Source organism: Bradyrhizobium sp. 604_D8_N2_3, assembly GCF_051810765.1.
GTDB classification, from domain to species: domain Bacteria; phylum Pseudomonadota; class Alphaproteobacteria; order Rhizobiales; family Xanthobacteraceae; genus Bradyrhizobium; species Bradyrhizobium barranii.
Window position 1 is genome coordinate 7,130,186 of the sequence record NZ_JBPWPM010000001.1, and the last position, 13,198, is coordinate 7,143,383.

At 64.3% G+C, this 13,198-nt stretch carries 13 protein-coding genes; 7 read left to right on the forward strand and 6 right to left on the reverse strand.

Going from position 1 to position 13,198, the window contains the following annotated elements:
• The first annotated feature begins 99 nt into the window (after positions 1 to 99).
• On the forward strand, positions 100 to 1,080 hold the full coding sequence (locus AB7245_RS34220) for an ABC transporter substrate-binding protein (protein WP_354102705.1): 981 nt from the start codon (positions 100 to 102) through the stop codon (positions 1,078 to 1,080).
• A gap of 128 nt (positions 1,081 to 1,208) precedes the next feature.
• Here the strand turns inward: AB7245_RS34220 and AB7245_RS34225 are convergent, their stop codons facing one another.
• On the reverse strand, positions 1,209 to 1,688 hold the full coding sequence (locus AB7245_RS34225) for a hypothetical protein (protein ID WP_354102704.1): 480 nt from the start codon (positions 1,686 to 1,688) through the stop codon (positions 1,209 to 1,211).
• Positions 1,689 to 2,026: 338 nt separating this feature from the next.
• Between AB7245_RS34225 and glgC the strand changes: the two genes are divergently transcribed.
• The 4 genes from glgC (at position 2,027) to AB7245_RS34245 (ending at position 6,039) form a co-directional block, all read left to right on the forward strand.
• A complete protein-coding gene (glgC, locus tag AB7245_RS34230; protein WP_063981659.1) occupies positions 2,027 to 3,289 on the forward strand; it encodes a glucose-1-phosphate adenylyltransferase in 1,263 nt (420 codons plus the stop codon).
• Positions 3,286 to 4,749, forward strand: a complete 1,464-nt coding sequence (glgA, locus tag AB7245_RS34235) for a glycogen synthase GlgA (protein WP_354102703.1) — start codon at positions 3,286 to 3,288, stop codon at positions 4,747 to 4,749. The genes glgC and glgA overlap by 4 nt, the downstream gene beginning before the upstream one ends.
• A 30-nt stretch (positions 4,750 to 4,779) precedes the next feature.
• Positions 4,780 to 5,040 (forward strand): SemiSWEET transporter, encoded by a 261-nt coding sequence (locus AB7245_RS34240; RefSeq protein WP_028150382.1) that lies wholly within the window; start codon positions 4,780 to 4,782, stop codon positions 5,038 to 5,040.
• Between the two features lie 315 nt (positions 5,041 to 5,355).
• A complete protein-coding gene (locus AB7245_RS34245; protein WP_167767964.1) occupies positions 5,356 to 6,039 on the forward strand; it encodes a nucleoside deaminase in 684 nt (227 codons plus the stop codon).
• 24 nt (positions 6,040 to 6,063) lie between these two features.
• On the opposite strand, the gene AB7245_RS34250 is transcribed toward AB7245_RS34245, so the two are convergent.
• The 3 genes from AB7245_RS34250 to AB7245_RS34260 form a co-directional block, all read right to left on the reverse strand.
• Positions 6,064 to 6,834, reverse strand: coding sequence for a phosphorylase family protein (locus tag AB7245_RS34250; protein ID WP_354102702.1), 771 nt, complete (start codon positions 6,832 to 6,834; stop codon positions 6,064 to 6,066).
• Positions 6,835 to 6,913: 79 nt separating this feature from the next.
• Positions 6,914 to 7,306 (reverse strand): hypothetical protein, encoded by a 393-nt coding sequence (locus AB7245_RS34255; protein WP_354131787.1) that lies wholly within the window; start codon positions 7,304 to 7,306, stop codon positions 6,914 to 6,916.
• A 44-nt stretch (positions 7,307 to 7,350) separates the two neighbouring features.
• Positions 7,351 to 8,145 (reverse strand): DODA-type extradiol aromatic ring-opening family dioxygenase, encoded by a 795-nt coding sequence (locus tag AB7245_RS34260; protein ID WP_354102701.1) that lies wholly within the window; start codon positions 8,143 to 8,145, stop codon positions 7,351 to 7,353.
• Positions 8,146 to 8,305: 160 nt separating this feature from the next.
• Here AB7245_RS34260 and AB7245_RS34265 point away from each other — a divergent pair, with 160 nt between their 5' ends.
• Entirely contained in the window at positions 8,306 to 8,485 is a 180-nt protein-coding gene (locus AB7245_RS34265) for a hypothetical protein (RefSeq protein WP_014493109.1), read from the forward strand.
• 7 nt (positions 8,486 to 8,492) lie between these two features.
• On the opposite strand, the gene AB7245_RS34270 is transcribed toward AB7245_RS34265, so the two are convergent.
• Together AB7245_RS34270 and AB7245_RS34275 are read right to left on the reverse strand one after the other, a co-directional pair.
• On the reverse strand, positions 8,493 to 9,965 hold the full coding sequence (locus AB7245_RS34270; RefSeq protein WP_354102700.1) for a carboxylesterase/lipase family protein: 1,473 nt from the start codon (positions 9,963 to 9,965) through the stop codon (positions 8,493 to 8,495).
• A gap of 81 nt (positions 9,966 to 10,046) precedes the next feature.
• Positions 10,047 to 10,223, reverse strand: coding sequence for a hypothetical protein (locus AB7245_RS34275; RefSeq protein WP_354102699.1), 177 nt, complete (start codon positions 10,221 to 10,223; stop codon positions 10,047 to 10,049).
• Positions 10,224 to 10,483: 260 nt separating this feature from the next.
• Between AB7245_RS34275 and AB7245_RS34280 the strand changes: the two genes are divergently transcribed.
• Positions 10,484 to 13,174 (forward strand): flavin-containing monooxygenase, encoded by a 2,691-nt coding sequence (locus AB7245_RS34280; protein ID WP_354102698.1) that lies wholly within the window; start codon positions 10,484 to 10,486, stop codon positions 13,172 to 13,174.
• Positions 13,175 to 13,198: the final 24 nt, after the last annotated feature.

Sequence of the window (13,198 nt, forward strand, 5' to 3'; positions counted from 1 at the left end):
ATAGCCATTTCATTGACTGCGCATCGCGCCGTCATAGACTTGATCGTCTCGCTGCATCGCTCGCTCACGCGTCGTGGGCAAAGCAACAAGACAGGCCACATGAGCACCAACTCCGACGACCATTCGATCACACGGCGGCTCGCAGCATCGCTGCTCGCCGCAGCCATCACCTTGTCGACCGCGGCCGCCTCGTTCGCGGCCGACACCGTCGTGCTGCGCGTCGGCGACCAGAAGGGCGGCAACCGCTCGCTGCTCGAAATCTCCGGCTATGCGAAGGACCTGCCCTACAAGATCGAATGGTCGGAATTCCCTGCCGCCGCTCCGATCCTGGAGGCGCTGAACGCCGGCGCGCTCGACGTCGGCTACACCGGCGATCTCTCCTTCCTCTCGGTCTATGCGGCCGGCGCGCCGATCAAGGCAATCGGCGGCACAAAGTCGGATGCGAAGACGCAAGCGATCCTTGTGCGCCAGGATTCGCCGATCAAGTCGGCCGCCGATCTCAAGGGAAAACGCCTCGCCGGCACGCGCGGCGGCTGGGGCCAGTTCCTGATCGACGCGACGCTGGAGAAAGCGCAGATCAAGCTGGAGGACGCGACCTTCGCGCCGCTCGGCCCGGTCGACGCCAAGATCGCACTCGTCGCCGGCTCGATCGATGCCTGGGCCGTGTGGGAGCCCTACGTCTCGTTCGCGACGCTGAAGGACAAGGCCCGCGTGATCGCCGACGGCGAAGGCCTGACGCCGACCATCACCTTCATCGTGGCCTCCGACAACGCCATCGCCACCAAGCGCGCAGCGGTGCAGGACCTCGTGCAGCGGCTGAACAAGGCACGGCTGTGGTCGCTCGATCATGTTGCCGAATACGCAAAGAGCACAGCCGAGCTGACAAAACTGCCGGAGGACGTGCTGCTGTCGGCCTACACCGCGCAGCGCACCAGCCCGATCGTGATCGACCAGAACGTGGTGAAGGAGGTGCAGGAAGCCTCCGACCGCTCGACGCGCTACGGCATCCTGCCGAAGACGCTCGATGTGAGCAAGGCCGTCGACCGCAGCTTTGCAGCCGCGGCCGCGGGGTCAAACTAGCGCGGGGCGCGGCGGGATGCGCAAGTCCAGCCTCAAGGCCGGCCCGTTGCATCTCGCCGCGATCGTGCTCGCGCATTTCGCCTGCATGAGCCTGATGGTGTGGCTCTCGCTCTAACCGCGCAGGGTCCTTACCAATATCCGCGATCATAGGCCCGGTACGGCCGGTAGTAGCCGTAGCGAGGGCCGTAAGATGGACGATAGGCTCGATAGCCGTAGTAGCTGGGACGCGCGTAGTAGCCGCCATACCCATAGCTCGGCCCGTAGCCGCCGTAATAGGCCGGCGCATAGCCATAGGACGGAGCGTAGCCATAGCCGTAGCCCGAGCCATAACCATAACCACCATAACCGCCGTAATACGGGCCGCCGCCATAGTAACCATAGGGCGCGCTGCTCGCGATGGCACCGCCGATGATTGCTCCGGCGAGGAGGCCTCCTGCGCCCCATCCCCAGCCACGGCCGCGCCAATACACCGGGGTGACATCGTCACCAACGGCAGCCTTCATGGTCGCGACGTTGGTCGGCAGCGGAGCCGCCGCCGCCTGCTCGATTTGGCCGGCCATCACCGCGCCCGCCAGCGAACAGGCAATTGCCGTTTTCCAGATACTCATCGTCTTGCTCCCTGTCTGACGTTTTGCTTGGAAAAGGATCGCAAGGCCATGATCGGGCATCCTTGCCCCAAGTCAAAGCCTCCGAAAGTCACAGCCTGCATTGCGTGCACCGCACAAGAATACAAGCGCATGCCTCGATTTTGGTCCGGCCAACGCCAGCGCCCGCACGGACATGACACCGGTGCGACGGAGCCACAGGCCACAGCAAAGCATTAAGCTTCCCGGGCGTTCGCAACCAACAAGCACCTTCCCGATTTACTATTCGTACCGTTACCATCGGTTCCAATGTGCGCGGCCGGGAGGCTTCTCGCAAAGCGCCAGAGGTGTGGGAGGATGACATGAGTGCCGCGAGACCCGAGCCGCTTGCCCGTCAGGCGCTGGCGTTCGTCCTGGCCGGCGGACGCGGCAGCCGGCTCCTGGAACTGACCGACCGGCGCGCCAAGCCCGCGGTCTATTTCGGCGGCAAGTCCCGCATCATCGATTTCGCGCTGTCCAATGCGGTGAACTCCGGCATCCGCCGGATCGCGGTCGCGACCCAGTACAAGGCGCACAGCCTGATCCGGCACCTTCAGATGGGCTGGAACTTCTTCCGCCCCGAACGCAACGAGAGCTTTGACATCCTCCCGGCCAGTCAGCGCGTCTCGGAGAACATGTGGTATGTCGGCACGGCGGATGCGATCTATCAGAACATCGACATCATCGAGTCGCACAACGCACGCTTCATCGTGGTGCTCGCTGGCGATCACATCTACAAGATGGACTACGAGGTGATGCTGCGCCAGCATGTCGACAGCGGCGCCGACGTCACCGTCGGCTGCCTCGAGATGCCGCGCCAGGAATCATCCGGCTTCGGCATCATGCATGTCGACGAGAACGGCTGGATCCAGCAGTTCCTCGAGAAGCCCAAGGATCCGCCGCCGATGCCGGGCAAACCAGACGTCTCGCTCGCCAGCATGGGCATCTACGTGTTCGATACGAAATTCCTGTTCGACCAGCTCAAGCGCGACGCCGAGGATACGAACTCCAGTCACGATTTCGGCAAGGACATCATCCCCTATATCGTCAAGAACGGCCGCGCCATCGCGCATCAATTCTCGACCTCGTGCGTACGCTCGGGCAGCGATCCCCGCGCCTACTGGCGCGATGCCGGCACGGTCGATGCCTATTGGGCGGCCAATATCGACCTCACCGACGTCGTGCCGGAGCTCGACCTGTTCGACCGCGCCTGGCCGATCTGGTCCTATGCGGAGATCACGCCGCCCGCCAAGTTCGTCCATGACGAGGAGAGCCGGCGCGGCCAGGCCGTGAGCTCGCTGGTCTCGGGCGGCTGCATCATCTCCGGCGCCTCGCTGCGCCGCTCGCTGCTGTTCACCGGCGTGCGCGTCAACTCCTACGCCACTGTCGAGAACGCCGTGATCATGCCCTACGTGAACGTCGCTCGCGGCGCTCGCTTGAAGAACGTCGTGATCGACCGCGGCGTCGAAATCCCCGAGGGGCTCGTCGTCGGCGAGGACCCGGAGCTCGACGCCAAGCGCTTCCGCACCACCGAGCAGGGCATCTCGCTCATCACCCAGACAATGCTCGACAGGCTCAATACATGACGCCTGTTCGCGTCCTCGCGGTCGCCTCCGAAGTCTACCCGATCGTCAAGACCGGCGGCCTCGCGGATGTCGCCGGCGCGCTGCCGCTTGCGCTGAAGGCGCACGGCGTCGAGATGCGCACGCTGATGCCGGGCTATCCCGACGTGATGCGGATGCTGGGGGGAGCCGGCGAAATCCGGCGCTGGCCGGATTATTTCGGCGGCCCGGGCCGCCTGCTCGCGGGCTCGCATGACGGCCTCGACCTGTTCGTGCTCGACGTGCCGCATCTTTACGCGCGACCGGGCAATCCGTACGTCACCCCTGAGGGCGTCGACTGGCCGGACAACGGTGTGCGCTTCGCGGCACTGTCGCGTATCGCGGCCGATATCGGCCACGGCCTCGTGCCCGCGTTCGTGCCGGATGTCGTCCATGCCCATGACTGGCAGGCGGGGCTCGCGCCGGCCTATCTGCACTACGACGGCGGGCCGCGCCCCGGCACCGTGATGACCATCCACAACATGGCCTATCAGGGCAAGTTCGATCGCACGCTGACAAGCGAGATCGGCCTGCCCGCGGCGGCGGCGTTCGACGTTCACGGCCTCGAATATTTCGGCGGCATCAGCTTCCTCAAGGCGGGGCTTCAACTCGCCGATCGCATCACCACGGTATCCCCGACCTATGCGCAGGAGATCCAGAGCGATGAAGGCGGCATGGGGCTCGGCGGCCTGCTCCGCGAGCGCGCTGATGTGCTGAGCGGCATCCTCAACGGCATCGACACCGACGTGTGGAATCCGCAAACCGATCCGCACATCGCCTACCGCTTCGGCGCGGACGACCTCACGTTCCGCGCCGCGAACAAGGCGGTGCTTCAGCAACAGTTCAATCTCGATTCCTCGGACGAGGCACCGTTGCTCGGCGTCATCAGCCGCTTGTCCTGGCAGAAAGGGCTCGATCTCCTGCTCGAGGCCATTCCGACCATTTTGGGCGACGGCATGCAGCTCGCGCTGCTCGGCAGCGGCGATCGCGATCTCCAGGATCGCTATCAGGCCGTCGCCCGCGCGAACCCCGGGCGTATCGGCGTCGTGATCGGCTATGACGAGATTCTGGCGCACCTGATCCAGGCCGGATCGGACGCCCTCATCGTGCCCTCGCGGTTCGAGCCGTGCGGCCTGACCCAGCTCTACGCGCTGCGCTACGGCGCCGTCCCGATCGTGTCGCGCGTCGGCGGCCTCGAAGACACCATCGTCGATATCGGCGAGGCCGACACATCGGACCGCGACGCGACCGGCTTCAAGTTCGCGCCCGTCACCGTGGAGGCCCTCACCGGCACGCTGCGCAAGGCCAACACCGCCTTCCACAACAAGGCGACCTGGCGCCGGCTGCAATTGAGCGGCCTTGCGACCGACGTCTCCTGGCGCAACCGCGCCGGCGACTATGCCGTGCTCTATCGCGATCTGATGACGGCGCGCCGCACCTCATGATCACCACCGAATCCATGCTATAGAGCCGGCATGGACCCTTTCGCGATCAAGCTGATCGGCTTTGCCGCCGCAACCTGCACCACCGTCGCCTACGCGCCGCAGTTCATCAAGGTCTGGAAGACCCGCTCGGCGCGCGACATTTCGCTCGGCATGTTCCTGGTCATGGTGCTGGGCCTGGCGCTCTGGCTCATCTACGGCCTGCTCTCTGGCGACGCCCCGCTGGTCGCGGCCAACGCCATCACCATGGTGCTCGCCGGCGGTATCCTGTTCATGAAGCTGAGGTATGGGTGAGGTTGAAGCTGCGTAGAGCGGATTGGCGCGTGTACCCATAAAATCCGGGATGTCTGTTTTCGAGGGGCCCCGGAGCGGACATAGACAATCGATCATCGTGTGGTCCGTGCGGTACCTGAAAGGTAACGGTCCTTGATCCAGATCAAGTCAGACTGTTTGTAGCCCGCTGCTTAATTGCCAATATGCCAGGCCGCAGGAGCCGCCTCACGTTAGCGGCGCCGGAAACATTCTTCGTCGCTACGACGCCGCGGTAATATGAAGGGGCAGCGACAGACGCATTCTCAACACCGATCTCGCGTTCCCAAGGGGGCGCCTATGAGTAGATCAGAAGCTGACGTCCAAGATCTGCGAATGATGGAAAGATGCCTCGAACTCGCTCGGCAAGGGGTGAAGCAAGGAGAGCTGCCATTCGGCGCCGTAATCGCGTTTCGAGGACAGGTCATCGCAGAAGCGACCAACCACGTTTCATCGGAATGCGACGTGACCCGACACGCGGAACTCGTGGCTCTTTCAGAGGCGCAGAAGATTCTAAGACAAAAGCGTTTGCCGGATTGCACCTTGTATTCAATCGTCGAACCTTGCCCAATGTGTTCTTTCCCGGCACGGGAGGCGCGGATTGGTCGCGTGGTGTTCGCCATCTCATCTCCGATCATGGGCGGATTTTCGAGGTGGGACGTTCTGTCGGACAACAGTTTGTCGAGCAAACTGCCTGAGGTCTTCGGACCTGCGCCGGAAATCGTCTCGGGCTTGCTATCCCAAAGGGCCGAGCAGGTTTGGCGCGACTGGAACCCGCTCGCCTGGCGATTTATGAGACGACGAGGCTGCTTCGGACGAGCGGCCGAGCCGACTTCGTGCCACGCGGGCGCGCCTCGGCCAACGTTTTCCTGGAACGCGCTGGCGGATATTTTGGCCGCGCCGGCTCTTTCGGTGAGTAACGTCTTCCTGCGCCGGCGTGCAGATTCGAACACCATCTCGGACCTGGACAAGCCTGGAGTCTGAGATCGGGAGCGCGCCGCTGCAGAATCAGGCGCGTGTGGCTATCGTTTCAAGTGCACGCGTCGGAATGGGGACTCGGTCTCGTGAACACAGGTGCGGGAAACCAAAGTGAGCTCCGAGCCGTCGCTTGGCGCTGCGCAAAGCCATCACCGCCATGACGGAGTCAACGGCGAGCCGGCCAAGGCCAGGGAGTTGCCCCGGGTCTTGAACAAGCGAACGTCCAATCTTGCGCAGTTCAGGCTTACCTGCTGGCCCGATATCTATGAGCGCTGCCCTCGGAAGTTTTCGATGAGCGGGGTTTAGAACAACACGACAGACGGCAAAGGGAATTCTGAGTTCGGAAGCAATTCGAGCGACGATCTGCGACTCCATATCGGCGGCAACCGCCCCGGTGATGCCATGGAAATCCCGTCTCTCTTCAAGACTTGTCATCGGGGAAGCGACACCAGCTATCGCAGAGTAGCTGGCACCCGGGATCATCCGAAGGAGCTCCTCGGCCCAGGGGAGGTCAGCTGGATAAGCTTCATCTTTCGCGGCAAATACCGACGAGGCGATGACAATGTTACCTGGTCGGAGCTTCGGATCTAGCCCGCCGCACACTCCGAAACTTATAATGCCGCGCGCGCCATGTCTGATGGCGTCGCGCAAGTAAAAGGCGGTCCGGTCACCTTCAGCGATCATCGCTGGCGCGCCGGCTATTCTGGCCTCGATCGCAAGTCCAACTACGGCGATGACCGCCTTCACGTCACAGCGGGGGGCGCCAGTCTGAGCGTCGTTGACCGTGACATGCAGCGTCATCAGAGGCGTCGATAATCCTGAAACCGAAGTATTTCCAGACTCGGACAATCAAGAGTAAGCCGGCACTAGCACTGTCCGTCTAGACAAAATCGACAGGCCTCCCGATTGGAAGCCAGTTGTTGGAGAACTGTGCCTCTGACACCACAGCTGCCGCCTGATCGCGGCGGAGAATCGCACCTTCAAAGGCGCAACGAACCCAAAGCGGACTCCTCGCAAATGCCGTGAATCGCTGTGCTTCAGCGAGAGCGGTGCCATGATCGAATTTTGCCGCTGTTTTGCCCGACGTGTCAAACCCGTCGAAATACCGCTCGCGTATCCTGCCCGGCAAAAGTACTCTGCTAAGCCATTCTATTTGCTGGGCCGTTCTACTGTGCATGGGGTTGTTTTCGACATTTTTAGTCGGAACCCCGTAGGGTGGATTAGCCCGCGGCTGCGCGAAGCGCAGTCCGCCAGCGTAATCCACCACCTTCATTGTGGCTCGATGGTGGATTACGCTGCGCTAATCCACCCTAAGATTCATCCAAACACATACGACGCCATCGCGACGTTCGCGACCTCGTCGACGAAGACGCGCTTGCCAACGTCGCTGCCGGCGGCACCTGCCGCCACCATCAGCGGCAGCAGATGGTCCTCGCGGGGATGCGCGAGACGCGCGCTCGGCGCGTTCTCCCAGTCGACCAGCATCGCGTTGCGGCGCGCCGCATCCGGGTTGCTGATCGCCTCGTTCAGATAGGCCTCGAAATCATACGAGACCGGCTTGGACTCAGGCCGGTTGAAGCCGCGCATGTTGTGATAGGTGAGCCCGCTGCCGACGATCAGGATGCCTTCGTCGCGGAGCGATGCGATCGCCTGTCCGACCTTGATGTGCTCGGCCGCATCGTAGCTCGACTTCAGCGACAGCAGCACGATCGGCATGTCCGCGTTCGGATACATCAGGCCGAGCGGCACGAAGGTGCCGTGATCGAAACCTTGATTGGGATCCTCTCGGCAATCGAGGCCCGCGTGCTCGAGCAGCGCCCTCACCTCCGCGGCGAGCTCGGGCTTGCCCGGCGCTGGATATTTGAGGTGATAGGTATGCTCGGGGAAACCGTAATAGTCGTACACCATCGGCGGATGCGCCGAGGTCGACACGGTGAAGGCTTCGGCCTCCCAATGGCCGGTGATGACGAGCACGGCCTTGGGCTTCTCGGGGAGAAGCTGCGGCAACCGGCCGAACTCCGCGGCCGTCTTGGCATATTGCACCCGCCGGTCCTCCATGAAGGGCCAGGGGCCGCCGCCATGCGACAGGAAGAGGGTTGGAAATCGCGTCATGGATGCCGGCTCGTCTCGTTGACAACATGCGCGTGCGAGCTGCCCGCGCGAACGGCGGCGAGCATAGGCAAACCGGTATGGTTAGCAAGTCGTTAACGATTTGCCGCCCACAATCCGGCCGTGGCCGAAGGAGTCGGCCTGAAGACAAGCGGGACGTGAGATGAAGAAGTTTGCGCTGGGGGACGTCGTCAACAGTGACAAGGGCCGCCGCGGCGTCGTTCGCGCCGCCTACAGGTCCAAGGACGGTCAGCAGTTCTACGCCGTCGAGAAGGACGGCGCGATGGACCATCTGGAAGAACACCGGCTGAGCCCCGCGCCGCGCGTCGAGCTCGCGGCCTAAGCCCAACTCATTTTCTGCTCTCACTTGCAAGCCGGTCCAGGCGATCCGACCAGGGGTCGTCTCCGCTCGCGATGCGATCGTTCGTGATCAGCAGCAGGCGATCGCGGTCTGCGGCCGCGTCCCAATGCGGCAGATCCGGGCCGTTGGGATTGCCAGTTTTCGCAAAGTTGATCCAGTAACCGCGCATGCGGGTCGCGACCTCGCGATCCCCCCATGTGAGCGGCCCCGCGCCGGGCACGCCTTCCGCGCCGAAGACGAATTGCAACTCGCGCCCGTGCCCTTCGTCGGGATTTGTGCGCCGGGCCTCGGTCACGTAAGCGAAGCGATAGCGAAACGTTGGCGCACCGGTTGCCGCATGGAGGCGGGCAAGCAGCCTGACCGGCTCGGAGAAAACCTTGTCGGTGTAGAATCTGGCTGCGCGCTCCGATGGCCTGGCGATGTCAGGGTAGAGCTGGCGCAGCTCATCGCTGCTCTCGCCCGAGGACGCCAGCGTCTCCTTGATCTCCCGCTCGCCGTCGAAACGCGTCTCGTCGTCATTCGAGCCGATCATGAGTGGAATGCGGCTTTCATGTCCTGCCGCAAATCCCGCGGCCACGTCTTCGCGCAGCAGGATTCCATCCATCGCGGGCGCGAAGCTGCGCTCGGATTTGGCGAGCAGTTTTTGTTCGGCCGCAAGCAGCCGCGCCGGCGCGGCGACGCGCAAATCCGCCTGCTGCCCAAGCGCCGCCACGAATTGCCGGCCCATGGCCTCCGCCTCCTGCACCGGGCGCAGGCGCGCGCGGCCGGGCAGCGATTGCAGAATGGCTTTCTGGAACAGATCGCGCGATGGCGCACACAGCATCAGCAGCGCGATCGACGTCGCGCCTGCGCCGCCGCCGAACAAGGTGACGTTGTTCGGATCGCCGCCGAAGGCCGCGATGTTGTCGTGCACCCAATGCAGCGCCGCGATCTGGTCCATCAGGCCGTAATTGCCGGAGCCACCTTCCGACAGCGCGGGATGAGTGAGCCAGCCGAGCGCGCCGAGCCGATAATTCACGGTGACCACGATGAGGCCCGCTTGCGCGAGCTTTGCACCGTCGAACAGCGGATCGTTCGCGGTGCCGCTGATGAAGCCGCCGTCATGGATGAAGACCATCACCGGCAGCGGACCATCGACCCCGAAGGGACGGAATACGTTGAGCGTGAGGCAGTCCTCGCTCGTATCAGGCAGCGAGGGCTGAAGACACGGCGCGCCGTACTCATAGGCGGTGCGCATCTCGGGGTTCTCGGCCGTTGCCTGCGGTGGGCGCCAGCGCAGTGCGCCGACCGGAGCCGCCGCGTAGGCCAGCCCCTTGAACGACGCCACCTCGCCCTCGACGGCGCCGAGCATCTGTCCTTCACGCGTCAGCGCAAACGGAAACTGCCCGACCGCCTGAGCGACGGCAGCACCGTCCCAGCAGAGGAGTGAAGACGCCACAACGAGCGCAAACTGGAGTCGCATCCTGGAGGATCTCGATGCGCCAAAAGGTTCCCCGACAGGTTACGTCTGCGGCCCGCGATGAAGCAAGCTCGGCGGCGCCAGCTAGCTGCCCTTGGCGACGATCTCCGCCAGCGCGCGGCGTGCGACGATGCCGAGCTCACCAAGCGTGGAATGGCCCGATTGCGCCGCCTCGATCAGGCGCTCGGCGATGAACCTGCGGCTGTCGTGATCGCCGCCGTGCGGCAATTGGCGGCACGTCTGCTCCAGGACGACGTCCATGTTCGCTTTCGTCCGCTCACTCAGCTCTGTCATGACGCCCTGGGTACGCGTGGCTTGTAACCGCAAGCATACACAGAAGGATGTGGTCTGATTAGCCCGGACAATCCCGGCGGTTGTGCATCGCGGTGCGTGTATCGCCGCAACCTTCGCGCGGTCACGATGGTGCCGCAAACGACTACCGAAGATTGTACCTGTCCTGATGACAAGCCAAGCCTGCGGCGATAGCCTGCCGGCAAAACAAAAGACACGGGAGGAATACCATGCCAGACGCAATGGTCGCCGCACGTGAGTCCAAAGCGGCGAGTGGAACAGCCCAACAAGTCGACGTTGCCGTGGTCGGTGCCGGATTTGCCGGCCTTTATCTTCTCCATCGCCTGCGCAAGTCCGGCCTCACGGCGGTCGCCCTCGAGGAAGCCGGCGATGTCGGCGGCACCTGGTACTGGAACCGCTATCCCGGCGCCCGCTGCGATATCCAGACCATCGACTACAGCTACACTTTCGATCCGGAGCTCGATAACGCGTGGACCTGGTCTGAGAAGTACGCGACCCAGCCCGAGATCCTGCGCTATCTCGGCTTCGTCGCCGATCGCTACGATCTGCGCCGCGACATCCGCTTCAAGACCAAGGTCACCGAAGCCAAATGGGACGAAGCGACTGAGCGCTGGCAGCTCACCACCAGCAGCGGCACGCCGGTCTCCTGCCGCCACTACATCATGGCCACAGGCTGCCTCTCCGCGCCGAAGCCGCCGGAGATCGACGGCGTCAAGGATTTCGAGGGCAAAGTCTATTTCACCGGGCGCTGGCCGCATGACGGCGTCGATCTTGCCGGCAAGCGCGTCGCCGTGATCGGCACGGGCTCGTCAGCCATCCAGTCGATCCCGCTGATCGCCGAGCAGGCCGCGCATCTGACCGTGTTCCAGCGCACGCCAAACTTCGCGCTGCCGGCGCATAACGGCCCCTCGCCGTCCGATCGCATGGATATTTTCCAGAGCGACCGCGCGGCCTATCGCGAGCAAGCGCGACAGTCGATGACCGGCGTGCCCTATCCGCAGCAAACCGTCGTGAGCTGGCAATTGAGCGATGCCGAGCGTCGTGAGCGGTTCGAACGTGCCTGGGCAGCCGGCGACCTCGTCCACATCCTGACGCAGCTCTGGGCCGACCAGGGCGTCGACTTCAACGGCAATGCGCTGATCGGCGAGCTGATCCGCGAGAAGATCGGCGCTGCCGTGAAGGATCCGGAGACGGCGGCGGCGCTGATGCCGCACGACCATCCCTTCGGCGCAAAGCGCCCCTGCCTCGATACCAATTACTACGCGACCTACAACCGGCCGAACGTCACGCTGGTCAATCTGCGCCAGGAGCCGATCAAGGCGATCACCGCCAGCGGCATCACCACCGGCAAACGTAACGTCGACATCGACGTCATCGTGTTCGCGACCGGCTTCGACGCCATGACCGGCGCGATCCGCGCCGTGCATCCGATCACCGGACGCGGCGGCAAGTCGCTGACCGATGTCTGGGCGCAGGGGCCGCAGACCTATCTCGGGGTCACGGTCGAAGGGTTCCCCAACTTCTTCATGATCACCGGGCCCGGCAGCCCGTCGGTGCTGTCGAACATGGCGGTGTCGATCGAGCAGCATGTCGACTGGGTCGTCGACCGCATCGCTGCTCTGCGCGACGCCGGCTTCACCACGATCGAGCCGACCGAGACGGCGCAGGCCGGCTGGGGCCGGCATATGACGGACTGTTCGATGGTGACCCTGCACCGGCTCGCCAACACCTGGTACACGGGCGCCAACGTTCCCGGCAAGGTGCAGGGCCTGATGCCTTACACCGGCGGCGTCGGCCCCTATCGCAGCATTTGCGACGAGGTCACGGCCCGCGGCATGCTCGGCTTCAAGCTGACCGGCCCCAACGGCGCCGCGCAATGCAACGACGGCGAGGTGGTATGCCTGCAGCCGGATGTGCGGCTGGTGCTGAACCTGCTGGCATCGCTGAACCTGCCGCCGATCGAGTCGATGGGCGCGCTCGGCGCACGCGCCTTCGTCAACGAGTTCAACCAGGGCCGGCCCGCGGGACGGCTGATCGGCGATATCGTCGACGGCACGCTGCCCGGCGCGGACGGCCCGCTGCCTTACCGGATCTACAAGCCGGCAACGCCGGGGCCGCATCCGGTCGTGGTCTATTTCCACGGCGGCGGCTGGGTGCTCGGCGACGAGCAATCGGACGAGCCGCTGTGCCGCGATCTGGTGCGGCGGACCGGCATGATGTTCGTCAGCGTCGGCTATCGCCATGCGCCCGAGCATCGTTTCCCGACCGCGGCCGAGGACGGCTATGCGGCAACGCGCTGGATCGCCGAGCACGCGACCGAGCTTGGCGGCAGGCCGGGCCCGGTGCTGGTCGCGGGCTGGAGCGCCGGCGGCAACATCGCCGCCGTCACCTGCCAGCTTGCGCGCGATCGCGGCGGGCCTGACATCGCCGGCCAGCTCCTGGTCTGCCCGGTCACCGATTGCACCTTCGACCGGCCCTCCTACAACGACAATGCAACCGGCTATTTCCTGACGCGCCCGCTAATGTACTGGTTCTGGGACCTCTACTGCTCACCGGCCGACCGCACTGATCCGCGCGTCTCGCCGCTGCGCGGCAACGTCGCCGGCCTGCCGCCGGCCTTGGTCGTCACCTGTGAATTCGACCCGTTGCGCGACGAGGGCATCGCCTATGCCGAGGCAATGGCGGCCGCCGGCGTCCCGGTCGAGCAGCTCAGGGCGCGCGGCCATTTCCACTCGTCCTTTGCGATGGTCGACGTGGTGATCACCGGTGTAGCAGGCCGGGTGCAGATGGCCGAAGCCCTGCGGCGCTTCGCCGGGCTTCCGCCGGAAGTCAGCCGCGGCGATGAGGATAGCCACGATCATGCCAGCCCGGGCCACAGAATCGCGGCGGCCGCGAGTTGATTTGCGACAAGGCGGCCGGGAACC

Bases quoted from the DNA above. Each gene is read 5' to 3' on its own strand.
- AB7245_RS34220 (WP_354102705.1), top strand. From the start codon at position 100: ATGAGCACCAACTCCGACGACCATTCGATCACACGGCGGCTCGCAGCA.
- AB7245_RS34225 (WP_354102704.1), bottom strand. From the start codon at position 1,688: ATGAGTATCTGGAAAACGGCAATTGCCTGTTCGCTGGCGGGCGCGGTG.
- glgC (WP_063981659.1), top strand. From the start codon at position 2,027: ATGAGTGCCGCGAGACCCGAGCCGCTTGCCCGTCAGGCGCTGGCGTTC.
- glgA (WP_354102703.1), top strand. From the start codon at position 3,286: ATGACGCCTGTTCGCGTCCTCGCGGTCGCCTCCGAAGTCTACCCGATC.
- AB7245_RS34240 (WP_028150382.1), top strand. From the start codon at position 4,780: ATGGACCCTTTCGCGATCAAGCTGATCGGCTTTGCCGCCGCAACCTGC.
- AB7245_RS34245 (WP_167767964.1), top strand. From the start codon at position 5,356: ATGAGTAGATCAGAAGCTGACGTCCAAGATCTGCGAATGATGGAAAGA.
- AB7245_RS34250 (WP_354102702.1), bottom strand. From the start codon at position 6,834: ATGACGCTGCATGTCACGGTCAACGACGCTCAGACTGGCGCCCCCCGC.
- AB7245_RS34255 (WP_354131787.1), bottom strand. From the start codon at position 7,306: ATGAAGGTGGTGGATTACGCTGGCGGACTGCGCTTCGCGCAGCCGCGG.
- AB7245_RS34260 (WP_354102701.1), bottom strand. From the start codon at position 8,145: ATGACGCGATTTCCAACCCTCTTCCTGTCGCATGGCGGCGGCCCCTGG.
- AB7245_RS34265 (WP_014493109.1), top strand. From the start codon at position 8,306: ATGAAGAAGTTTGCGCTGGGGGACGTCGTCAACAGTGACAAGGGCCGC.
- AB7245_RS34270 (WP_354102700.1), bottom strand. From the start codon at position 9,965: ATGCGACTCCAGTTTGCGCTCGTTGTGGCGTCTTCACTCCTCTGCTGG.
- AB7245_RS34275 (WP_354102699.1), bottom strand. From the start codon at position 10,223: ATGGACGTCGTCCTGGAGCAGACGTGCCGCCAATTGCCGCACGGCGGC.
- AB7245_RS34280 (WP_354102698.1), top strand. From the start codon at position 10,484: ATGCCAGACGCAATGGTCGCCGCACGTGAGTCCAAAGCGGCGAGTGGA.